Source organism: Stetteria hydrogenophila (assembly GCF_054657575.1).
Genome location: NZ_BAAHYL010000002.1, coordinates 95606 through 117229, shown reverse-complemented (window position 1 = coordinate 117229; position 21624 = coordinate 95606). Strand labels below are relative to the sequence as shown.

Sequence of the window (21624 nt, the reverse complement as noted above, 5' to 3'; positions counted from 1 at the left end):
CAATCATAAACGCTATACATTGCCTAATAGCGCCTATAAAGATGAATCTTGATCTAGACGGTTAGCGGTGAACGCGCACCTTTGGGGCTCGCGGCATGGTAGGCTGGGTCGTTGCTTGGCCTCTACGAGAACCAGGCGTCTAGCCTGCTCTGCCTCGCCCTGAGGTTCTCCCTGTAGGCCTTCCTGAGCCTCTCGATCGCCTTCTCGACCCTCTCCGGGTTGAAGTCGTGCTCGTCGACGAGTATCCTCTTTATCTCCTCGGGGTTGGGTGGGTGCCACTCTATCTTATACTCCCTCGTGCACGGCGGGTTTTTGAAGTACTCGAATATCTTGTACACGTCGACGCTCGGCTCTAGCTTGGCCACGGCCTGCAGCGCCTTCTCGGCGCTGCCCAGGCTCTTGACGTACCTCAGCGCGGTCTTCGGCCCGTAGCCCTTGACCCCGCCGGGGTTGAAGTCTGTCCCGAGGAGTATGCCTATGACTATGAGCTGCTCCCTAGTTATCCCCAGGGCCTTGAGGAGCCTGTCGAGCTCTATAACCTCAGGCTTGACCTCCACGTACTCGTCCCTCCCGGGGAGCTTCCTCCTCCCCGTTATGGCCAGGTTCCTCACGAGCCTCGGGCTGCCGAAGAGTAGGCTGTCATAGTCCTGGCTGCCGGCGGCCCAGACGCTCCCCCACGCCGCCATGCAGGCGGCCTGCGCCTCGCCCTCCTCGGGGGCCTGGACGACGGGCATGCCCATTGCGCGCAGGAGGGCCTTGGACTCCTCAACCATCTCCCTCGTGAGCCTCCCCGTCGCCTGGGCGTACTTCCTGGCCTCCTCCAGCCTGCCCAGCTCCACCGCCTGCTTGTACTTGGCGGCAGCCTCCTCCTTCCTCTTAATCCTCTCCGCTATCTCCCTCGACTTCATCTCCGGCGGCTTGCCGTCGAATACGAAGACGGGCTTAATCCCCTCCTCGACGAGGTTAATGGTCCGGTAGAAGAGGCCGCTCAAGTGGCTCGTAACCCTCCCCTGCCTATCCATGAGCGGCGTCCCGTCGGGCTGCCTTATCGCGGCGAGGAACTGGTAGAGCATATTATAGGAGTCGAGGGCGACCGCGTAACCCTTAAGGGCCCTGAGCTCAACCTCCCTCCGAGCCTCCGCCGGGATAAGATCCCTCAGGTTAACACCCACACCACTCCACCCCGCCGCAGCTAGGACATGATTAAAGAGGAGCGGGAGGAGTTAAACGCGCCCCCTCAGCCTCTCGGGTGGACGTGCAGGCCGCAGCTTGGAGGAGAGGGATCCCTCTCCTCCCGGGGCTGGGGGTGGGGCTACTTCTTGATCAGCTCTACTAGGTACTCCTCGAAGTCCCTGCTCGAGGTCATCCTGATGTATCCGAGGGTCTCGAGTTTAAGGAGGGTGTTCGCCAGCTCCGCGGGGGAGGGCCTGATGCCCGCCAGCTTCTCGAGGCCGACGAGTATGTCGACGATCTTGGCGGGCCTCTCCCCGGACTTCGTGACCCTAACGATGACCTCGTAGACGTAGTTGATGAGGGGGACGGGGAGCCAGACCTCGTTGATCCCGGCCACGGCGACCACCCGGGTTAGAGGTGAAGCGTCGTGGTGGTGGTTGCCCTCCTCTTCTCCACCTTCATCTGCCTCGCAGTCTCAAGCCACCTCTGGTAGTACTCCAGCATCTGCTTGTTGACGCTGGGCTTCACCTTCTGCAGCGCCTGCTCGAAGTGCTTCCTCCTCACGACGGGGCTGTTTATGTCCTCCCTCAGCGCTATCAGTGCAGCCTCCCTGACGAGGGCTGCGAGGTCCGCGCCCGTGTAGCCCTCGGTGGCCTCCGCTATCTCCCTGAGGTCGACGTCCTCGGCGAGCGGCACCTGCCTCGTGTGTATCCTGAGTATCTCGAGCCTGCCCTTAGCGTCGGGGGGCGGGACGTAGATGAGCTTCTCGAACCTCCCGGGCCTGAGCAGGGCCGGGTCTATGATGTCGGGCCTGTTCGTGGCGGCTATGACGACCACGTTCTCTAGGTTGACTATCCCGTCCATCTCGGTGAGTATCTGGCTCACAATCCTCTCGCCGACCCTCGTGCCCACCTCGGTGCCCCTCACGCTCGCGATCGCGTCGATCTCATCCATGAATATGACGGCAGGGCTGTACTGCCTCGCCTTCCTGAAGATCTCCCTTATCATCCTCTCGCTCTCGCCGACCCACTTGCTTAGTATCTCCGGGCCCCTCACGGCTATGAAGTTCGCCTGGCTCTCCGTTGCTACAGCCTTCGCCAGCAGGGTCTTACCAGTGCCCGGCGGGCCGAAGAGGAGGATCCCCTTCGGCGGGTTGATGCCCATCCTCTTGAACGCCTCCGGGTACTTGAGCGGCCACTCCACCACCTCCCTCAGCTCCTGCTTGACCTCCTCGAGGCCCCCGATGTCGTCCCAGCGGACCTCGGGCACCTCAACGAAGATCTCCCTTAGCCCGCTGGGGTTGATCTCCTTGAATGCTGCGAGGAAGTCCTCCATCTTCACGACCATCTTCTCCAGGACCTCGATCGGTATCTTCTCCTGCTCAATGTCAATCTCCGGCAGGTACCTCCTCAGAGCGTGCATTGCAGCCTCCCTGACGAGCGCTGCGAGGTCCGCGCCCGTGTAGCCCTTAGTCATGTCGGCGATCTTCTCCAGGTCTACGTCGTCCGCTAGGGGCATGTGCCTCGTGTGTATCTGCAGGATCTCAAGCCTGCCGTGCTTGTCGGGCAGGGGGACCTCTATCTCCCTGTCGAACCTCCCAGGCCTCCTCAGCGCGGGGTCTAGGGCGTTGGGCCTGTTGGTCGCGCCGATCACCACGACCTGGCCCCTGCTCTCGAGCCCGTCCATCAGCGCGAGGAGCTGGGCGACTACCCTCTTCTCGACCTCGCCCGTGACCTCCTCGCGCTTCGGGGCTATAGCGTCGATCTCGTCGATGAAGATTATGCTGGGGGCGTGCTTCTTAGCCTCCTCGAATATCTCCCTTAGCCTCTGCTCGCTCTCACCGTAGAACTTGCTCATGATCTCAGGGCCGTTTATGGCGATGAAGTAGGCGTCGCTCTCGTTAGCGACCGCCTTCGCCAGCAGAGTCTTGCCGGTGCCCGGCGGGCCGTAGAGCAGGATCCCCTTAGGCGGCTCTATGCCGAGGCGCCTGAAGAGCTCGGGGTGCCTCAGGGGGAGCTCGACCAGCTCCCTTATCTTGTAGATCACATCCTTCAGCCCGCCGATGTCCTCGTAGGTGACCCTGGGGATGCTCGCAGAGGAGACGGGCCTCTCCAGCACGTCCACGATGGTCTTCTCCGTCACGATCACGTGGCCCCTGGGCCTGGCGTCCACGACCATGAGGTGGACCGCCTGGCCTATGACGGGGATCTCGACCACGTCCCCCTCGCTCAGCGGGATCCCTATGAGCTTCTTCTTCACGTACTTCTTAAAGGACTCATCCATGCTAATGGAGTGGGCGACGGGGGCCAGCTTCACCTTGACAGCGTTCTTCACCACAGCCTTCCTGACAATGACCTTGTCCCCAATGTTGACGTCGGCGTTCCTCCTAAGCGTCCCATCCATCCTTATAATGTCGAGTCCCTGGTCCTCCGGGAGGGCCGGCCACGCTATCGCCACGGTCTTCTTCTTACCCTCAATCTCGATCACATCCCCCGGCTCGACCCCAAGGAGCTTCATGACGCTCGTGTCGATCCTGGCCCGCTTCTTCCCAGAATCCCTGGGCCGCGCCTCGGCGACTCTCAGGACTACCTCCTTCACCTTCCTGCTTGTGGGTCTCTCCATGCCGCGGCCACCGTGCCCTGTAAAAGCCGGGTGTAGGGGAGAGGTTTAAACTCGACGCCCTAACGGGACGCCTTCAGCGGGGCTAGCCCAGCCTGTGGACGGCCTCAACCTCCACCTCGCTGACCTCGGGTATGGACTTCAGCAGCTCCTCGAGCCGCTCGGTGCCGCCCTCGCTCTCCTCGGGGATCTCGACTATGAGTTTTAGGGCCTTCAGCCCGAAGGCTATTGGCTCGACTCCGTGGCTCTTGATCTTGTACTCCCCTGGGAGCCTGGAACCAATGATCTCCTTTAGCTTCTTGGGGTCGACGCTGGGGTCGGAGGGGAAGACCTTCATTATAACCGCTACCTTCGCCGGCACCGCCCGCACCCCACCGGGTCTAGGGGCCCTCGAAGCCGCAGTTGGGGCACTTATACGGCGTCCCCTGGCTCCTGCACTTGGCGCACCTCCATATCAGCTGCTGGCCGCAGTTGGGGCAGTAGAAGGCCACGGCTCCCCTCTCGGACGGGTGGATTATCCTGCCGCAGCTCGTGCACACGGGTGGCTGGATGAAGTCGTAGACGTCAATCTTCCTAGGCGTGACCGTCGACACCCTCACCGCACCCGTGGGGCTGGGAGCCGTGGTTTCCGGGGAGTTTTAACGCTAGTGCATCTCACGCCTGCACCTGGTGAAGGCCTCGAGGATGCGCTCTCTCAGCCCGGGCAGCTCGACGTAGTCCAGCATCGTTCCGCTCGACTCGCGGAGCCGCATCACGTCGACGAGCCACGCGTACCTGCCCCCGGCGACGCCGCTCGCTATCAGCGCAGCCCCCGTCGCGGCCTCCTTAGTCTCCCTCCCCAGCCTCGAGACCCTGGCGACGGGGATCCTCAGCCCCAGCGCCCGGAGGAACTCCTCGACCTCGCCCCTGATCGCCTTGCCCAGCACCGGGTCCCTGGAGAGCCTCCCGCTGAGGTACACCCTCGAAGGCTTGGGGTTCGAGGGGAGCAGCGTGGCGACCGCCTTCGCCGCCCCCTCCGCTAGGGCCCTCACTGCCTCCCACGCCCTGGGATCCCCGGCCTCGTAGGCCCTCGCCAGCTCCCCGGGCTCCGGCGGGTTGTGGGAGTAGAGGAAGGCCGCGCCGCCCTGGAAGAGGCGCTCCTTGCTGAACCCCGGCTCGACCGCCGCTGCGGCGTAGGCTAGCTCCGCGTCCCACGCGCCGAGGCTCAGGTAGCCCGGGGGGCCGGAGGTGCCGCCTACGCCGTCCACTATAGCTCCCCCCGACACGGCGAGCGCCGCGGTGTAGCCGTAGCCGACCTCCACCACTATGAACGAGGCATCCTGGGGGCTGGAGCCGTACACCTCCACCTCGTCCCTGAGCGCGGCGGCCGCTACGCAGACCTTGTCAGCGGTCCCGATGTCCAGCTTGCCCAGCTTCCTCCGCCTCGGCACGGTAGGGAGGTGGATCGCCCCGGGCACGAACCAGGCCGGGATCCCGCTCGACCTCAGCGCCTCCATGAGCCTCCTGAGGCTGTGGAGCCACCTCACCACCAGCGGGCCCCCCTCGCCCCGGGGGGCCTCGTGGGTGAAGACTGCGAGGCAGATCTCCTCGTCGGAGGCCTCCCTGGCTGGCTTTAGGGGGACGCCGTACCCGGAGGGAGCGGCGACGGCGTCGAGGGGCCCGGCCTCCTCCAGCGCCCTCAGCACCACGGAGGGGTCCTCGGCTACGAGGCGCTCGTCTATCACCCTCTCGTAGACGGGCTCCAGCGTGTCATCGTCCAGGACCAGGATGTCCATCGTGCGAGTCCCCGGGTCGACTCCGGCTACCCTCGCCACCGCTGCCAGCCCCCAACGGGCTCAGCGTGTAGGATGCGCCCCTGTTATCAACCCTCGTGACCCAAACCCTGCCCCCGCCGATCCCCGCCAGGTACCGCCTGGCGGCCGCCGCCACCCTCCCCGCGGCCCTGTAGTCTGTGAGCGAGTAGACCAGGGGCCCGCCTCGGGACTGGCAGGCGCACCACCCCCCAGCCCCGAGCATTGCCCTCGCGAGCCCCTCCACCTCCCCGCAGCAGTACCGGCCCTCGTTGAGCCCCTGGAGGATCCCAGCCGCCTCCTCGAACCGGCCCCTAGCCAGCGCGGGGAGCAGGCCGAGGAGGACTAGCCCCGCGCCCCCGGCGGGCTCGCCCGCCCCGGGCCCGGGGGCCCCGCCCCTCAGGGCCTCGGGGAGCGCTGCGACCACCGCGACCCTTGGGGGCACGGGGGAGCGGTAGATGAGCGGCGGCGCCTCCCTCGCGCCCCCGCCGGCGGGGCGCCCCCCGTCGACCACGAAGCCCCCGTGGGTGAACGCGTGGAGGGCGACCCCGGAGTCCATGCAGCACCCAACCTCGACGGCGTACTCGCCGAGGTCGAGCCTGGACCCTGAGATTATGGAGGCGGCGAGGCCCACCGCGAGGGCGAGGGCGGCGGTGGACCCCAGCCCCACGCCCTCGGGTATGGAGCCCTCCACCGTGACCCTTAGCCCCCTGCACCTCGCAAGCCTGCAGGCGGCCTCGGCGAAGCGGGCGGCCTCAGCGCCCCGGGGCCCCTCGGCCTCGACGCCCTCGCAGGGGGAGGCCCTCACGACGAGCCTGGGCTCCAGGAGGGCCAGGCCGAGCGAGCCCCGGAGCCTCCCCGAGCCCCAGCGGGCCTCGACCACCCCGGCCCCCACGCTGGAGGGGGCCGAGACCACTACCTCGAAGCCCAAAACACGCCAGCCCCCGCGGGGGCGTTCACGCCTCGATTCCGCGCCGCCTGAGCTCCGAGAGTATGGCCTCGACCCCCTCCTCGACCGTCACCTTCTCAGTGTCGACCACGAGGTCCGGCTCCTCCGGGGGCTCGTAGGGGTCGTCGACGCCCGTCATGTGCTTCACCTCCCCCCTCAGCGCCCTCGCGTAGAGGCCCTTGGGATCCCTCCTCATAACAGTCTCCAGGCTAGCCTTCACGTAAACCTCTATGAAGGGGATCCCCTCCTCCTCAACTATCCCCCGCACCTCCCTCCTCACACTCCTATACGGCGAGACGAAGCTGCACAACACTATGACACCATTCCTAGCCAGGAGCCTGGCGATCCACGCAATCCTCCTCAAATGCCTCCTCCTCTCCTCCCTCGTAAACCCAGCGCCCTCGCTAACCGTCGCCCTCGCCCAGTCACCGTCGAGGACCTCAACCCTGTAACCCGCCGCCCTCAAACGCTCCGCAACGCCCCGGGCAAGCGTAGTCTTCCCACTCCCAGGAAGACCGGTCAGCCAGACGACAAGCCCCCTCTCAATGCACCTAGCGCCCATTAGGCAGCCACCCCCCACCCGGCCACCCGGTAAACACCGCCAACACCACTCCCTAAAGAACAAGAACCCCCAAACACAACAAGCCAAAAACCACGACAAAAACCAGGTCAAAACCTTCGAATAACTTCCCGGGTAAACCCGGGAAGTTTAAAAGCCTTACGGCGCCCCCGACCACCATCAAACGTTAACTAGTGGGAGGATAGTGGGCTCGGGATATTTAAGCGCTCCCGGCTAGAGCCGGGAATACATACTTTTCAAGATAGTAAAAGATTTAATCGCTGGTGGCTGTGTATGTTCGTGAACGGCCTGTGGGAGAGGCCCCCAGTGGGAGGTTTGAAGTATCTCTATAGAACTGGCTGAAGTATTGCACGTGTATCTAGTGGATAGAGTTGATGGAAACCTTGAATGGCGGCCTTAAACGGTATCTCCGCAATAGAATTGAAAGTCACTGCCCTCGACGCGCACAGCTGAGCGCACCCCGCTCGTATCTCCGCAATAGAATTGAAAGCTCAAGCCTCGCCTGGGGCATGTCTCTCAGCCTCGCCTCGCTCGGGTATCTCCGCAATAGAATTGAAAGCCCTCCTTCCTCTTTTTCCTAACGAAAAATCTCGCAAAGGTATCTCCGCAATAGAATTGAAAGATACAAGTGATAACTGGATGAATTGCAGACCAGCCCAGCTGGTATCTCCGCAATAGAATTGAAAGCCCGCGCTACGCACAGCTGAGCGCAACCCGCCCCCTCTTTTTAAGTATCTCCGCAATAGAATTGAAAGGGCGACGTCAAGGTGCTCGCCGACGGCACGGTGATATGCGATAAGTATCTCCGCAATAGAATTGAAAGGGGAGCAGCGGAAGAGGGCGCAGCTCGCCAGGCTGGAGAAGACCCTCGCGTATCTCCGCAATAGAATTGAAAGGGCGCGGCCAGCCGCGCCGGCTCGCCCTCCGCATGGGCGGCGTATCTCCGCAATAGAATTGAAAGAGCCCAAGCCGGAGGAGATTAAAGTAGCCGCAAAAAGGCGGCTTGTATCTCCGCAATAGAATTGAAAGACAGCGTGGAGACCGGCGCGGTCTCAGTCACGCGCTTATTGTTCACGTATCTCCGCAATAGAATTGAAAGTTACGTAGGGTTTCAAGGGAGCTAGCCGCCCGTTATAGAGGTATCTCCGCAATAGAATTGAAAGGCTAGCACGCCCGGGCTCCCCGCTCCCACCGCCGAGGGAGTATCTCCGCAATAGAATTGAAAGGGGAGCATGGTTCTCGACACGCGCACCCGCGAGTGGCAGCTCCAGTATCTCCGCAATAGAATTGAAAGTCTACTTGCTGGCCGCCTAGCCAGCTGGCCAGCTCTGCACTTCGTATCTCCGCAATAGAATTGAAAGACCCGCGCCGGTACGTGCTAGACGCGCCCGTCCTCCTCGACGCGTATCTCCGCAATAGAATTGAAAGGCGGCGTGGGCACAGCCGTGAGCATCGTCCTCATCCTACGTATCTCCGCAATAGAATTGAAAGAGAGGCCCTGGCTTCTAGGGTCATTGGCCATGAGGACATGAGTATCTCCGCAATAGAATTGAAAGCCTTTTAAACTCCCGTAGCCTACTCTCAACCTTGAGGCTGAGGTATCTCCGCAATAGAATTGAAAGGCGCAGGAGGTGACGCGCAGCCATGCGTTTTTTACATGGCGTATCTCCGCAATAGAATTGAAAGTCCCTATTAACCTGCACAGTCAGCCTCCGCCCACCACCGTATCTCCGCAATAGAATTGAAAGGACCAAACCGTGATAATAGACCACCCGCGCTTCCATATTGGTATCTCCGCAATAGAATTGAAAGTAAGCCTCGGCAGGAGGATGACGTAGAGCGCCTCCACGCTCGTATCTCCGCAATAGAATTGAAAGGGTAGGCGCGGAGGACTAGGCCGCCGAGGCTGTCCTCTATGGCGTCGTATCTCCGCAATAGAATTGAAAGTATACTCTCTCGCGGTACTCGCGGTTTTCGAGGAACCGCCTGTATCTCCGCAATAGAATTGAAAGGCCCCTCCACATGACGAGGAACAGCGCTAGGCTGATCAGGTATCTCCGCAATAGAATTGAAAGTCGAACCACACGTGAAGCCAGCCGTCGGCGTGGAGCACTATCGTATCTCCGCAATAGAATTGAAAGCGGCGGGCTCAGCCTCGGGCTGGGCCTGCTGGGGCTGGGGTACTAGCTCGCGTATCTCCGCAATAGAATTGAAAGCTCGGCAGCGGGATGCCGCTACCCGCCATGCTGAGGACTAGGTATCTCCGCAATAGAATTGAAAGTTCCCCGGAGAATTACGTTCTCCGGGGAACGGGCGGCGGTATCTCCGCAATAGAATTGAAAGAGAGGCGAGGCGAGGGCGAGGCGAGATGGCGGGCGAGGAGAGGGTATCTCCGCAATAGAATTGAAAGACGGCGATGGAGGCGCGCCCAGCGGGAGCGACGCGGCTAGCGACCGTATCTCCGCGATAGAATTGAAAGATAGAGGTTAGGGTTCTACCTGGGAAAATAGTATTAATCGCCCGCCGTATCTCCGCGATAGAATTGAAAGGTGCATGCTTGCTTGACTATCTTCGTGACCAGCTCCCAGGTGTTGTACCTGGCCCAGTCTGGGGGGATGTAGATCACTCCCTCGAGGCCGGCGAGCCTCTTGTCTAGCGTGACGAGGAAGCAGCCCTTCCTCTTGGCGGTTTTGAGGGGATTCCAGTGGATGGGTATGATCCAGAGCATGGAGGAGTAGACCTTGAAGCCCCTCCTCTCAAGGCCCCTCTTAATCGACTTTGGGACCCCGTAGTCTAGGACAAAGCAGCACCTAGCCTGCAACCCCGGGAAACCCCCCTGGGCGGGCCTCCCCCAGCCGCTGGGTCACAGGCCCGAGTGATCTGGGCTTTAACCGGGCCGTACAGCCCTCCGGGGAAGGGGCTGATGCTCTAGACACGAGCCCTAGAGAGGGGCTCGCCTGCCAGCCCTAGGGCTGTGGTGGGGTTGCAGGTGGAGGGCCCGGGGCTTGGGCCCATTAATTTTTAGTATAATTAGTCGTTTAAATATTTTTATGGGGCGTGGTGGGGTGCTTGCATGGTGTTACCGTGAGCCCCCGTGGGGTTGTGGCGTCTCGCGGGCTAGCTGCGGGTTGCGGGGTAGACTATTCTCCCGGGTAGGGTGAATGTTCTGCCCGCGACTTGGAGGGGGATCTTGGCCTTGGCTATGTACCAGCCCCTTCTGGGGTCGAAGAGGTTTGGGTCCGCGTAGGCCGCCACGGCTTCCCCGAAGACTACGTCTACGTCTCTGGCTATGTCGGTGATGACCCTGGTGATCCTGGCCTCTATCCAGGCTATGGCCCCCTCCACCCTCACGGTGGGGGTCTCCTCGGCCTTGACGAGTTTAAGGCCGGCCTTCACGTGCTTGTCGGGCTCCTCCCTCCCGCTCCTCGTGCCCACGTACCAGAGGGCGTCCAGCATCTCAGCTGGGAGGACGTTGACGGTGAAGTAGCCCGTCTCCCTCGCCCTCTCCAGGGTGTAGCTCTCCTTCTCCCACGCCACCGCGACCAGGGCCGGCTCCTCGGCGACGGGGGTGACCCAGCTGGCCGCCATCACAGCAGGCCTCGACTCCGTGCCAGATGCGACGGCGTAGACGGGTCTGGGGTGGAGGAGCCTGTAGAGCCTGCCCTCGACCCTCGAGTAGCCCCCGGCCAAGCCGAGCCGCCTCCCTCAGGGGAGGGTGCTTCGAGCGTGTTCGAAGTCGTGGGGAACCGCTTAAATCTCTCCGCTAAACGCCCGCCCCGGGGTTGGGTTGGAGTTAATGCCTGAGGGGGAGGGCAGGATCCTGGTCCTCGGCCTCGACTGCGCTCCGCCGAGGATCCTGTACAGGGACCTGAGGGGGGAGCTTGAGAACCTGGAGTCTCTGATGGAGTGGAGAGGGATGGTTAGGAGCAGCCACCCACCGATCACCATCCCCGCGTGGGCGGTGATGACCACAGGCAAGACCCCGGGGGAGCTGGGGCTCTACGGCTTCAGGCACAGGAGGCCAGGCGACTACCACGGCTTCTACATCGCCGACTCTAGGATGGTGAGGGCTCGCAGGGTGTGGGACGGCCTGGGCAGGGTGGTGCTGCAGGGGATCCCGCCGAGCTACCCCCCGAGGCCGGTCCGGGGGGTGCTGGTGAGCGACTTCATCACGCCTGGGCCTGAGAAGCAGTACACCTGGCCCGCCAGCCTGAAGGGGGAGATCGAGTCGCTCCTAGGCCGCCCCTACGTGTTCGACGTCGAGTTCAGGATCCACGACAAGGACAGGATAGTGAGGGGCCTCTGGGAGATGACGAGGATACAGTTCAAGGTGTTCAAGCACCTCCTCAAGACGAGAAAGTGGGACTTCGCCATGACCGTGCAGATCGGGGTGGACAGGGTCCACCACGCCTTCTGGAAGTACTACGACCCAAGCCACCCCAGGCACCCGGAGAGGAGCAAGTACGAGGACGTCATCCCCCGCTACTACAAGCTGGTGGACGAGCTCGTCGGAGACCTCATGGAGGCTGTGCCCCGGGGGACGAGGGTGATCATAGTCTCAGACCACGGGGCGAAGGCGATGAAGGGGGCGCTCGCGGTGAACCAGTGGCTGGAGCAGGAGGGCTTCCTAACCCTGAAGAGGAGGCCGGAGAGGCCCGGGGAGGACCTCAGGCCCGGCATGGTCGACTGGAGCAAGACCAAGGCCTGGGCCTGGGGCGGATACTACTCGAGGATATTCGTAAACGTGAAGGGGAGGGAGCCCGAGGGGGCCGTGGACCCCGGGGACGTGCCGGGGCTCCTGGAGGAGATCAAGTCTAGGCTCAGGAAGCTCACCGGCCCCTCGGGGGAGGCGTGGGACACGAAGGCCTACACCCCCAGCGAGCTGTACCCGGAGACCCGCGGCGACCCGCCAGACCTCATGGTCTACCTCGACGACTTGAACTGGAGGGCGGCGGGCACCATCGGCTGGCCAAGCATGTACCTGGAGGAGAACGACAGAGGGCCCGACGACGCGGTTCACGACTGGATAGGCGTCGCAGCCGCTAGCTGGGACCCCGGCATCCCCGAGGGCGAGGTTATCGACATAAAGGAGGTCCTCTACAGGCTGATAGACTCGGCCAGAGCCGGCTAGGCGGGCTAGATGTACCCCAGGTCCCTGAGCCTCTGCTTCACCTTCTCCTCCTCCTCGGGGGTGAAGGAGGGCTCCGACCCGGAGCCCGCCGCCTCGTTTATGAGGAACTCCACCAGCTCCTCGACGCTGGAGAAGCCGGCCTCCTCCGCGAGCCTTTTGGCCTTCTCGTAGGCCTCCCTGCTTATCCTGATCTCGACCCTCTCGCCAGCCACTACCCGTGCACCCCTGCAGCCGCGCCGGGGCGTGGGTGTGGCCTGGTAAAACTCGTTTACTCCCCCGGCTCCACGAAGGGGTTGGGGTGGCTTATCACCACACGGGCGACCTCCGGGCGCATCATGTAGGGCGGGGGCTCCTCGCCCCTCCTCAGCATCTCCCTGAGCTTGGTGCCGCTTATCCTCACCCTGTCCCCGGGGCCGTGGGGGCACGTCTTCTCAGTCGCCATCCCCCCGCACTTCCTGCAGTAGAAGGCCTCCCTGATGAAGAGGGGCGTTATCCCCAGGTCCGGGAACTCCCTGAAGAGGTCCCAGGCCTCGTAGGGGCCGTAGTAGCTCCCGACGCCCGCGTGGTCCCTGCCGACGATGAAGTGCGTTGCCCCGAAGTTCTTCCTGACTATGGCGTGGTGCACCGCCTCCCTCGGCCCCGCGTACCTCATGTTCATCCTGAGGGCTGAGAGGACCACCACGTCCCTGGGGTAGTAGTGCTTGACCAGCTCCTCGTAAGCCTTGAGGATAACCTCGTCCCTATAGTCCCCCGGCTTCTTCCACCCCACGACCGGCTGTATGAGGAGGCCGTCCGTGAACGTTAGGGCGGCCTTCTGGACGAACTCGTGGCCCAGGTGGGGCACGTTCCTCGTCTGGAACGCCGCCACCGTCCTCCAGCCGCGGGCCTCGAAGAGCACCCGCGTCTCCCTCGGCCAGAGCGTGTACCTCTCGAAGGGGTTCGGCAGCGTGTCGAGCAGGTCCACCCTGCCCCCCACGAGGAGCTCCTTCATCCTCATAGTCTTGGCGACGCCGGGGTGCCCGGGGTCCAGGGTCTTGTAGACCTTCTCCGCGTGCAGCTTCTTGTCCCACCCGTAGATCTCCTCGACCCTCATAACCGCCAGGATCCTCCCCCCGTGGGCTAGGGCTATGTCGTCCCCCTCCTTCACCCCAGCGATCTCCCCAGGGTCGACGTCTAGGACTATGGGGATCGTCCAGGGGAGGTCGTTCACCAGCCTCATGTCCTCGAGCACGCTCAGGTAGTCCTCCTGGACCATGAAGCCCTCGAGGGGGCTGAACGCTCCGAAGGCGATGTCCTCCAAGTCGATCGCCGTCTCCCTCCTAATGTTAACCACGACAAGCTCCCTGGCCTCGCGGGCGAGGGCCTCCCTCCTCTTCCCCTCGACTACCCTGTAGACGAGCCTGCCGCCGTGGGGCCTCGACACCAAGCCGGGCCCACCCCCGTGGGGGCTAGATGTAGCCGAGCCTCCTCAGCCTCTCGATTATCCTCTCCTTGTCCTCCTCCGTGAATGGCTCGCTGTACCTTGCCTCCTCGTGGGCCGCGACCACCTCCCTTAGGACGTAGGTGACGTACTGGCTCACGCTCGTGAACCCGGTGCCCTCGATGAGCCTCTTGATCCTCTCGTAGAGGGTCACCGGTATCGACACCGTGGTGTACTTGGACCTCCTCCCCTCCTCCAAGCCCGGGCACCGCCCACTAATTACATTTAATTACTATATAAGGGTTGCGGCCCCGGGAAGCCGGGAGGGCAAGGCTTGAAAAGCCTCGACACCCGGCAGGCCGCAGGCCCGCGGGGCGCCGCGGGCCCCGGCTCCACGCTGCGCCCTCCCGGGGAGTCGGGTTTGGCTAGGGCTAGGGCGGCTGCCGCCTTGGGCGTGGCGGTTGCGGCGATCTCCTGGGCGGCTGTGCTCTACAGGCTCGCCGGCGTCCCCGGGGGCGAGGCTGCCTGGTGGAGGCTCCTCACGGGCTCAGCGTTCACCCTCGCAGCCTGCGGCCTCGCCGGGTGCCGTGGCGGGCGGTGGCTCCCCCTCTCCCTGCTCGCCGGAGCGGCGCTCGCGCTCCACTTCGTCTCCTGGTTCGAGAGCCTCAGGCTGGTCAGCGTGGCGGTCTCGACTTCGGTGGTCGTCACGTACCCGGTTTTCATCCTCCTGTTTGAGAGGCTCTTCGAGTCGGTGGAGATCACCCCGGCCAGGGTCCTAGGGGTCGCTGCGGCGCTCGCCGGGGTCGCGTTGATGGCTGAGCCGTGGAGGGGCCTGGGGGGCGGGAGCGTTGAGGGCGTCGGCCTCGCCTTCCTGGGCTCCTTCGCGGGCGCCGTCTACTTCTACTCCGGGAGGATCGCGAGGAGGATGGGGGCCGACACGCTCTCCTACACCCTCACCGCCTACACCGCGGCCCTCGCCTTCGTCACGGCCTACCTCGCCCTGGCGGGCCGGAGCCCCCTCCTTGTCCCGCGCCGGAGCATCCCCTACCTCCTGGCCCTCGGCCTGGTCCCAATGATTGGGGGGCACACCCTCCTAAACTACGCCCTGAAATACTACCACGCCAGCCTCGTGACGACGCTAACGCTGCTCGAGCCCTTCGGGGCCAGCGCCCTCGCCCTCCTAGTCCTCGGCGAGAAGCCGCCGGAGCACGCGGTCCCCGGCGCGGCCCTGGCGGCCCTGGGCTCGATGGCCGTCACGTCAAGCTTCAGGCAGGAGAGGCCCCCGGGCTAGCCGAGCTTCAGGGGAGGCCTTGAGCCGAGCCTCGAAGCCCCGCCGGCCGCGGCCAGCCCCATCCTCGTGAGGGCCCCCGCGACGCCCGCGACCGCCCGCCTGGCCGCGTCTGCGAGGCTCCCCCGGTTATCCACCCTGACGATGGCCGGGTAAGCCGGCGGGGTGGGGTAGAGGCACCCAACCGGGATCCCCCGATCGCCGAGGAGCCGGCTCCAGGCCCCCGGCTCCCTGCCCGGCCCGTGCTCAGGCTCCTCGGCGAGCCAGTCGAGGAGCCGCTTGTAGGAGTCGAGGTTAGCCTCGACCTCCCCGGGCTGGTGGTAGTACTCCCACCGGCCGCCCCTGGCCCTAAGCCTCTCAAGCGCAGTGCCGGCGTCGACGTCCACGTACACCACCACGTGGGCCGGCGGGGCGTAGGCGTTGACCTGCCAGACCCAGTCGTACCCCGCCACCCGGCCCTGGTACGCTATGCTCGAGTACTTGTACCTGTCCGAGACCACAACATAGCCCCTGCCCAGGGCCCCCAGGACCCCCGAGCCGCCCGGGAGGCCCGGGTCGCTCGCTAGGTGCCAGAGCCTGTCGCCGGCGAAGAGCAGCGCGGCGAGCCTAGCGTCAACGCCGCCCCCCACGAGCGCCTCCCTGATGAGCCTCCCCACCGGCCCCCCGGTCGGCTCCTTCGTGTAGACCGCCCTGAGCCCGAGCCTCGCCAGCGCCCCGGCTAGTATCCTGGACAGCGTCGTCACCCCGGCACCGTCTACGCCCTCAACGGCCACGAGCACCCCCGGCCTGACGCCCTCCGGGCAGGCCCGGCGCCAGGTAAGGGCCAGCCCCTCGTAGCCCTCCTCCACCGCCCCCTCGACGGCTGCCTCCACCGCCCCGTCTACGCTTACACCCGCCACTACATCCACCCTCCCATGCCTTAAGCTGCGCAGGCGCCTTCTCCCCGCCGCGCAGGTGAGACCCGTGTAGCACCCCCCAGGGGCGGGCGGTCAATACAATAGGGCTGGGGAGCCCCTAAGTCTGCTATAGGGGACGGTGCCGCGTCTTGGCCGGGCAGGGTGTTGTGGAGTTCCAGCTCCTCGACGCCAGCTACGAGGTGGTTGGGGGGAAGGCTAGGCTAGTCCTCTGGGCCCGCCTCAGCGACGGCGGCAGGGCGGTGCTGTTCTACGAGGGCTTCAGGCCATACTTCTACGCCCTCCTCGAGGAGGACGCCGACCCCGGCGAGGTCGCCGAGATGATTAGGAGGCTCTCGAAGCCGAGGAGCCCGATTACCTCCGTCGACCTCGTCGAGAGGAGGTACTTCGGGAGGCCGGTGAAGGCGTTGAGGGTTGAGACCCTCATCCCCGAGGCGGTGAGGGAGTACCGGGGGGAGGTCGCTAACCTGCCCGGCGTGAGGGAGGTCCTAGAGGCTGACATCAGGTTCGCGATGAGGTTCCTCATAGACAAGAACATCTACCCCCTCCGCTGGTACAGGGCCGCAGTCGAGGAGGTGAGCGCCCCCGGCTACTACGTTGACAAGGCGTTCACGGTGAAGGGGGAGATCGAGGAGGCCGAGGAGGCCGTGATGAGGGACCCCCTCGAGGGCCTCAGGATCATGGCCTTCGACATCGAGGCCTACAACCCCCAGAGGAGCCCTGATCCGAGGAGGGACCCGGTGATACTGATAGGCTACAAGGTCCACCCCGGCGGGGAGGCGGTCATCCTGGAGGCGGACGGGCGCAGCGATAAGAGGCTAATAGCGAGGTTCGTGGAGGCGGTGAGGAAGACGGACCCCGACATCATCGTCGGCTACAACCAGAACAGGTTCGACTGGCCCTACCTCATGGAGAGGGCTAAGATCCACGCTTTGAGGCTGGAGGTTGGGAGGCGGAGGGGGGCGACGCCGCAGCCGAGCGTCTACGGCCACATCTCCGTACCCGGCAGGCTCAACGTCGACCTGTACGACTTCGCGGATGAGATGCACGAGGTCAAGGTGAAGAGCCTGGAGGAGGTGGCGGAGTACCTCGGGGTGAAGAGGAAGAGTGAGAGGGTGATCCTGGAGTGGTGGCAGATAGCGGAGTACTGGGACGACGAGAAGAAGAGGCCCATTCTCAAGCAGTACACAGCCGACGACGTCGACTCCACGATGGGGCTCGCCCACAGGTTCCTGCCCTTCGGCGCCCAGCTCAGCCAGGTGAGCGGGCTCCCCCTCGACCAGGTCATGGCTGCGAGCGTGGGCTTCAGGCTGGAGTGGAGGCTAATCAGGGAGGCGTTCAAGGCCGGGGAGCTGGTGCCTAACAGGGTCGAGAGGAGGGAGGAGAAGTACACGGGCGCCATAGTCCTCAAGCCGAAGGTGGGCGTCCACGAGAACATAGCAGTCCTAGACTTCGCAAGCATGTACCCGAACATCATGATAAAGTACAACGTCGGCCCAGACACCCTCGTCAGGCCGGGCGAGCCCTACGACCCCGAGGAGGTCAACGTAGCCCCCGAGGTGGGGCACAAGTTCAGGAAGAGCCCGCCCGGCTTCTTCAGGAGGGTGCTCGAGAGGTTCCTCGGCTGGAGGAGGGCGATCAAGGAGGAGATGAAGAAGTACCCGAAGGACAGCCCGGAGTACAGGCTGCTCGACGAGAGGCAGAAGGCGATCAAGGTGCTCGCGAACGCAAGCTACGGCTACATGGGCTGGCCCGCGGCGAGGTGGTACTGCAGGGAGTGCGCCGAGGCGGTGACCGCGTGGGGGAGGAGCCTCATCACCACCTCGATAAAGATGGCGAAGGAGATGGGGCTCGACGTCATATACGGCGACACGGACAGCCTCTTCGTCACCTACAAGCCGGGGGTGGTCGAGAAGCTCATCGAGCGCATCGAGAAGGAGCTGGGCTTCGAGGTCAAGCTGGAGAAGGTGTACAGGAAGGTCTTCTTCACCGAGGCTAAGAAGAGGTACGTGGGCCTCACCCAGGACGGCAAGATAGACGTGGTGGGCTTCGAGGCCGTGAGGGGGGACTGGAGCGAGCTGGCGAAGGAGACGCAGCTCAAGGTCGCCGAGCTCGTCCTCAGAACGGGCGGGGTGGACGAGGCGGTCAAGTACGTCAGGAGGGTTATAGAGGACCTGAAGGCCGGCAGGGTGCCGATCGAGAAGCTTGTGATATGGAAGACGCTGACCAAGAGGCCTGAGGAGTACGAGGCGGAGGCCCCCCACGCCGTGGCGGCGAGGATAATGGAGTCGATGGGCATCAAGGTGGCGCCGGGGGCGAAGATTGGCTACGTGATAGTGAAGGGGGCCGGAAACGTGTCGAGGAGGGCGAGGCCCTACTTCACCGTAAAGCCCAGCGAGGTAGACGTCAACTACTACATCGAGAAGCAGGTGATCCCCGCAGCCCTAAGGATCCTGGGCTACTTCGGCGTGACTGAGAAGACCCTCAAATCCGGGGCGAGGCAAGCGAGCCTCCTAGACTTCCTCGCCGGGGCCACGCCGGCGCGCCGGAGCGGCGGGAGGAAGAAGTAGCAGCCCCCCACCCCTGGGGGAGCCGGTGGCTCGAGGGGTGGCTGCCCGGCTCTACGCTGCGACCCCGGACCCTTCAAGCGTCGACCCCGGCGTGAGGGCGAGGCTCGAGAGGCTCGGGGTCGTGGTTATCCCGCTCTTCGAGGCTTGCAGCGTGGGCGGGGTCGTGGTAGCGCCCCCCCGCTACCGGCCCCCAGCCGGGTGCAGGGCTAGGCTAGTCGAGGGGCCCCCCTCGCTTGAGGCGCTGGCCGACTACCTAGAGGTCCACGGGTCCAGCTGGGCCGGCGGGGGGGAGCCGCCGTGGCGGGATCCCCGGGGGAGGGCGGTTGTGGTGCTCCGCGTCCTCGGGGAGATGAGGGGGGCCGTGGCCGCGGGGATCCCGGGGAGGCCTCCCCCGCTCCTCGTCGCCTCGGAGGTCTACGCTGACAGCGCGTGGTACGATGCCCGCGCCGAGGCCCTGGCGAGGGCGGCTGAGGGGGCCGACTTCGTCGTCGCGGGGGCCGCGGGCGGCGGGGGGGCGAGGGCTGCCCTCGGCCTGGCCTCATGGCTCGCCGCGCGGGGGATCCCGGCAGGCTTCGACTACTGGGATGAGAGCCTCCAGGCCGAGGCGGTGGAGGCGGGGGCGTCTCTGGTGCTCAGCCTCACCCCCGACAGGCTCGACGGGATCCCCCCGAGGCTTAGGGGGGCGGCGTGGTTCGTGCTCGTCCCCAGCGACCCGAGGGCGCCGTGGAGGGAGCGGGTGGAGAGCCTCGTTAGGGCCGCGTCGAGGGCGAGGGGCCTCGGCTACTCCAGGGTGGTCGTTGACCCCGTGTTGAACCCGCCCGTGCACCCGGGGGCGCTGGAGGGGCTGATAGCCGCGAGGGTGCTCTCGGAGAGGCTCCCCCCCAGCGTGCCGGTGATGCTGGGCTTGAACAACTTCTACGAGCTTGTGGACGCCGACTCCACCGGCGTCGTGGCGGCGCTAGCCGCGCTCGCGGTGGAGGCGGGGGTCTCCCTCGTGCTCGTGGGGGAGGAGAGCTGGAAGGCGAGGGGGGCGACGCTCGAGGCCAGGCTCGCAGCCGACATGGCCTCGCTAGCGGCACGGTGGCGGGTGCCCCCCAAGGACCTCGGCCTGAGCCTGCTGACTGTGAAGGAGAAGAGGCCGTCGTGGCGGTAGGAGGCTAGTGGGTCCTGTAGGGCTCCGGGGGCGGCCCCCCGCCGCGCCAGGGCTCCAGGGGCCTGGAGGCCCTCACCTCCCCGGGGATCTCCTCGCCGTCGGCCACGTGCCTCGCCAGGATCTCCGCGAGCGCCGGGGCTACCATGAGGCCGTAGCCGTTGAGGCCCGTGAAGACGAGTGGCGCCCCCCTCCAGGGCCTCCCGAGGAGCGGGTAGCCGTCCCCCGCGAGAATGCACGGCGCGGCCCACGATGTCCTGGGGCTCGCCTCCAGCGCCGCGGGCAGGGCGGTTGAGAGGGTCTCCAGAGCCTCATACGGGGCCTCGGGCAGGGGGGTGGCCTCGCCGGGATCCCGGAGCGGGTCGTTGGGGCCGTCCCCCACGACCGCGGTGGCCGGGGACTCCGGCACGGCGTAGGCGGAGTCTCCGCTATCAAGGTCCACGTAGACGGGCGCCTTGAGGCCCGGGAGGTCCACGCTCGAGGCCTGGCACCTGTAGACCGTTAACCCCAGCCTCTCGGGGGGGACGCCTAGGACCCCGGGGGTCCACGGCCCGGCGGCGACGATGACCTCGCCGGCCTCAACCGCGTGGGAGCCGCAGTCCACGCTCCCGCCGCTCGCGGCGAGCGCCCTGCAGGGCGAGACCTCGACCCCCAGCCGCTCGAGCTGAGTGGAGAGCCAGGAGGCGAGGGCGCTCAGGTCGAGCAGGGCGTCCTCGGTGAACGCGGCCTTAAGCCCTGGGGGCGTCCTGACCTCGACCCCAGCCAGCTCCGTGGCTTGGGCCTCGTCGAGGGGGCCGCAGGGGATCCCGCGCTCCCCGAGCGCTGCGAGCACCGAGTCCACGACCTCCCACGGGGCGATCCAGACGGCTCTGACGCGCCTAGCCACCCCGGCCTCCCGGTAAAGCTCGAGCGAGCGGAGGGCCCAGGAGAGGTGGGGCTCGGCGAGCTGGGTGGTCACGATGCCGGCCGCCAGCGAAGCGGGCCCCCCCAGCACGCCCTCTGGCGCGGCGAGGAACACCCTCAAGCCCCTCCTAGCCAGGTGCAGCGCAGCCCACGCACCGGCGACGCCCGCGCCGACCACTGCCACGTCGTAGGCTCGCGCCAAGCTCAACCCCCAGCCCCGGCGGGGGTTAAGGCCAAATAATACCCGGCGCCCTCCCCGAGACCCACGGAGCCCGCCCGTCCACGGGGAGGAGGCCCGTCTTGTCGTGCAGGTCTGGGAGGAGGAAGGTGACGGCACCCGCGCTCGCCTCGATGAAGGGCAGGCAGAGGATAGTGATGGTGACGGCCTACGACTACCCCACCGCCGCCCTGGCTGACGAGGCTGGCGTGGACTCTATCCTCGTGGGGGATAGCCTGGGGATGGTGGTCCTCGGCTACGAGTCCACGCTGCCAGTCACGGTGGAGGACATGCTCAGGCACACCGCCGCAGTGGCGAGGGCTAAGCCCTGCGCGCTCATAGTAGCTGACATGCCATTCCTGAGCTACGAGGCCTCGACGCGGGACGCGGTGCTAAACGCCGGCGCCCTCGCTAGGGCCGGGGCGGAGGCGGTGAAGCTCGAGGGCGGCAGCGAGGTCGCGGACGTGGTTAAGGCTATAGTCAGGGCCGGGATCCCGGTCATGGGCCACGTCGGCCTCACCCCCCAGAGGGCCGCTAGGCTGGGCGGCTACAGGAGGATGGGCAAGACCCCCACGGAGGCCGAGGCGATAGTGAGGGATGCGAAGGCACTCGAGGAGGCCGGAGCGTTCGCCGTGGTGGTGGAGTTCACGAAGGCGGACGTCGCCAGGAGGGTGACGGAGTCCATAGGCATACCCACGATATGCATAGGAAGCGGCCCCCACTGCGACGGGCAGGTCCTAGTCCTACACGACATAATAGGCCTCAGCTTCTACACTCCCCCATTCGCGAAGCGCTACGCCGACGCAGCCAGCCTCATAAGGAAGGCCATCGAGGACTACGCCAGGGAGGTGAGGGAAGGCAAATTCCCCGGCCCCGAGCACTACAAGTAACCCCCCACCCGGGGGGAGGCGATGAAGAGG

At 65.2% G+C, this 21624-nt stretch carries 19 protein-coding genes and 1 CRISPR repeat array; of the genes, 5 read left to right on the top strand and 14 right to left on the bottom strand.

All coding sequences use genetic code 11. The annotated features are described in order from the left end of the window. Window positions 1-122: 122 nt before the first annotated feature. The 9 genes from fen to ACYQ3J_RS03970 all read right to left on the bottom strand — a co-directional run bounded on the left by fen (window position 123) and on the right by ACYQ3J_RS03970 (window position 10801). Window positions 123-1172 (bottom strand): flap endonuclease-1, encoded by a 1050-nt coding sequence (gene fen, locus ACYQ3J_RS04010; RefSeq protein ID WP_460124988.1) that lies wholly within the window; start codon window positions 1170-1172, stop codon window positions 123-125. 140 nt (window positions 1173-1312) lie between these two features. Beyond that, window positions 1313-1570: a hypothetical protein gene (locus tag ACYQ3J_RS04005; protein WP_460124986.1), complete on the bottom strand. Its 258-nt coding sequence runs from the start codon at window positions 1568-1570 to the stop codon at window positions 1313-1315. Window positions 1571-1584: 14 nt separating this feature from the next. Beyond that, window positions 1585-3795, bottom strand: coding sequence for a CDC48 family AAA ATPase (locus ACYQ3J_RS04000; protein WP_460124983.1), 2211 nt, complete (start codon window positions 3793-3795; stop codon window positions 1585-1587). 82 nt (window positions 3796-3877) lie between these two features. Further along, complete coding sequence (locus ACYQ3J_RS03995; RefSeq protein WP_460124981.1) at window positions 3878-4153, bottom strand: elongation factor 1-beta; 276 nt, start codon at window positions 4151-4153, stop codon at window positions 3878-3880. A 19-nt stretch (window positions 4154-4172) separates the two neighbouring features. Further along, window positions 4173-4385 (bottom strand): zinc finger domain-containing protein, encoded by a 213-nt coding sequence (locus ACYQ3J_RS03990; protein ID WP_460124978.1) that lies wholly within the window; start codon window positions 4383-4385, stop codon window positions 4173-4175. Between the two features lie 51 nt (window positions 4386-4436). Beyond that, complete coding sequence (locus ACYQ3J_RS03985; protein ID WP_460124975.1) at window positions 4437-5606, bottom strand: ROK family protein; 1170 nt, start codon at window positions 5604-5606, stop codon at window positions 4437-4439. Next, a complete protein-coding gene (locus ACYQ3J_RS03980; RefSeq protein WP_460124972.1) occupies window positions 5542-6513 on the bottom strand; it encodes a GHMP family kinase ATP-binding protein in 972 nt (323 codons plus the stop codon). Before ACYQ3J_RS03980 ends, ACYQ3J_RS03985 begins: the two co-directional genes overlap by 65 nt. Window positions 6514-6538: 25 nt before the next feature. Next, complete coding sequence (cysC, locus tag ACYQ3J_RS03975; protein WP_460124970.1) at window positions 6539-7093, bottom strand: adenylyl-sulfate kinase; 555 nt, start codon at window positions 7091-7093, stop codon at window positions 6539-6541. A gap of 421 nt (window positions 7094-7514) precedes the next feature. Then, a CRISPR array of direct repeats spans window positions 7515-9660; the repeat unit is 24 nt; unit sequence GTATCTCCGCAATAGAATTGAAAG. Window positions 9661-10228: 568 nt separating this feature from the next. Beyond that, entirely contained in the window at window positions 10229-10801 is a 573-nt protein-coding gene (locus tag ACYQ3J_RS03970; RefSeq protein WP_460124967.1) for a flavin reductase family protein, read from the bottom strand. Between the two features lie 106 nt (window positions 10802-10907). On the opposite strand from ACYQ3J_RS03970, the gene ACYQ3J_RS03965 reads away from it, so the two are divergent. Next, window positions 10908-12242 carry an alkaline phosphatase family protein gene (locus tag ACYQ3J_RS03965; RefSeq protein WP_460124964.1) on the top strand — a complete coding sequence of 445 codons (1335 nt, stop codon included), beginning with the start codon at window positions 10908-10910 and terminating at the stop codon, window positions 12240-12242. A 5-nt stretch (window positions 12243-12247) separates the two neighbouring features. Here ACYQ3J_RS03965 and ACYQ3J_RS03960 read toward each other — a convergent pair whose 3' ends face one another. Genes ACYQ3J_RS03960 through ACYQ3J_RS03950 form a run of 3 tightly spaced genes read right to left on the bottom strand, consistent with a single transcriptional unit; the run spans window position 12248 to window position 13921 of the window. Then, window positions 12248-12454 carry a CopG family transcriptional regulator gene (locus tag ACYQ3J_RS03960; RefSeq protein ID WP_460124961.1) on the bottom strand — a complete coding sequence of 69 codons (207 nt, stop codon included), beginning with the start codon at window positions 12452-12454 and terminating at the stop codon, window positions 12248-12250. Window positions 12455-12510: 56 nt separating this feature from the next. Beyond that, a complete protein-coding gene (sat, locus tag ACYQ3J_RS03955) occupies window positions 12511-13668 on the bottom strand; it encodes a sulfate adenylyltransferase (RefSeq protein ID WP_460124958.1) in 1158 nt (385 codons plus the stop codon). A gap of 22 nt (window positions 13669-13690) precedes the next feature. Further along, the gene (locus ACYQ3J_RS03950; protein WP_460124955.1) at window positions 13691-13921 is read right to left on the bottom strand and encodes a ribbon-helix-helix domain-containing protein; all 231 of its coding nucleotides are present in this window, start codon (window positions 13919-13921) and stop codon (window positions 13691-13693) included. Between the two features lie 162 nt (window positions 13922-14083). On the opposite strand from ACYQ3J_RS03950, the gene ACYQ3J_RS03945 reads away from it, so the two are divergent. After that, a complete protein-coding gene (locus ACYQ3J_RS03945; protein WP_460124952.1) occupies window positions 14084-14953 on the top strand; it encodes a DMT family transporter in 870 nt (289 codons plus the stop codon). Here the strand turns inward: ACYQ3J_RS03945 and tmk are convergent. Beyond that, window positions 14950-15849, bottom strand: coding sequence for a dTMP kinase (gene tmk / locus ACYQ3J_RS03940; protein WP_460124949.1), 900 nt, complete (start codon window positions 15847-15849; stop codon window positions 14950-14952). The two genes, ACYQ3J_RS03945 and tmk, sit on opposite strands and share 4 nt — an antisense overlap. Before the next feature lie 146 nt (window positions 15850-15995). Between tmk and ACYQ3J_RS03935 the strand changes: the two genes are divergently transcribed. Continuing rightward, window positions 15996-18434 carry a DNA-directed DNA polymerase gene (locus ACYQ3J_RS03935; protein ID WP_460124946.1) on the top strand — a complete coding sequence of 813 codons (2439 nt, stop codon included), beginning with the start codon at window positions 15996-15998 and terminating at the stop codon, window positions 18432-18434. 25 nt (window positions 18435-18459) lie between these two features. Further along, a complete protein-coding gene (locus ACYQ3J_RS03930; RefSeq protein ID WP_460124943.1) occupies window positions 18460-19587 on the top strand; it encodes a hypothetical protein in 1128 nt (375 codons plus the stop codon). A 4-nt stretch (window positions 19588-19591) separates the two neighbouring features. Here the strand turns inward: ACYQ3J_RS03930 and ACYQ3J_RS03925 are convergent, their stop codons facing one another. Then, a complete protein-coding gene (locus tag ACYQ3J_RS03925) occupies window positions 19592-20689 on the bottom strand; it encodes an NAD(P)/FAD-dependent oxidoreductase (RefSeq protein ID WP_460124940.1) in 1098 nt (365 codons plus the stop codon). A 98-nt stretch (window positions 20690-20787) separates the two neighbouring features. Between ACYQ3J_RS03925 and panB the strand changes: the two genes are divergently transcribed. Beyond that, the gene (panB, locus tag ACYQ3J_RS03920) at window positions 20788-21594 is read left to right on the top strand and encodes a 3-methyl-2-oxobutanoate hydroxymethyltransferase (RefSeq protein WP_460124937.1); all 807 of its coding nucleotides are present in this window, start codon (window positions 20788-20790) and stop codon (window positions 21592-21594) included. Window positions 21595-21624: the final 30 nt, after the last annotated feature.

Bases quoted from the DNA above. Each gene is read 5' to 3' on its own strand.
- ACYQ3J_RS04000 (WP_460124983.1), bottom strand. From the start codon at position 3,795: ATGGAGAGACCCACAAGCAGGAAGGTGAAGGAGGTAGTCCTGAGAGTC.
- cysC (WP_460124970.1), bottom strand. From the start codon at position 7,093: ATGGGCGCTAGGTGCATTGAGAGGGGGCTTGTCGTCTGGCTGACCGGT.
- ACYQ3J_RS03965 (WP_460124964.1), top strand. From the start codon at position 10,908: ATGCCTGAGGGGGAGGGCAGGATCCTGGTCCTCGGCCTCGACTGCGCT.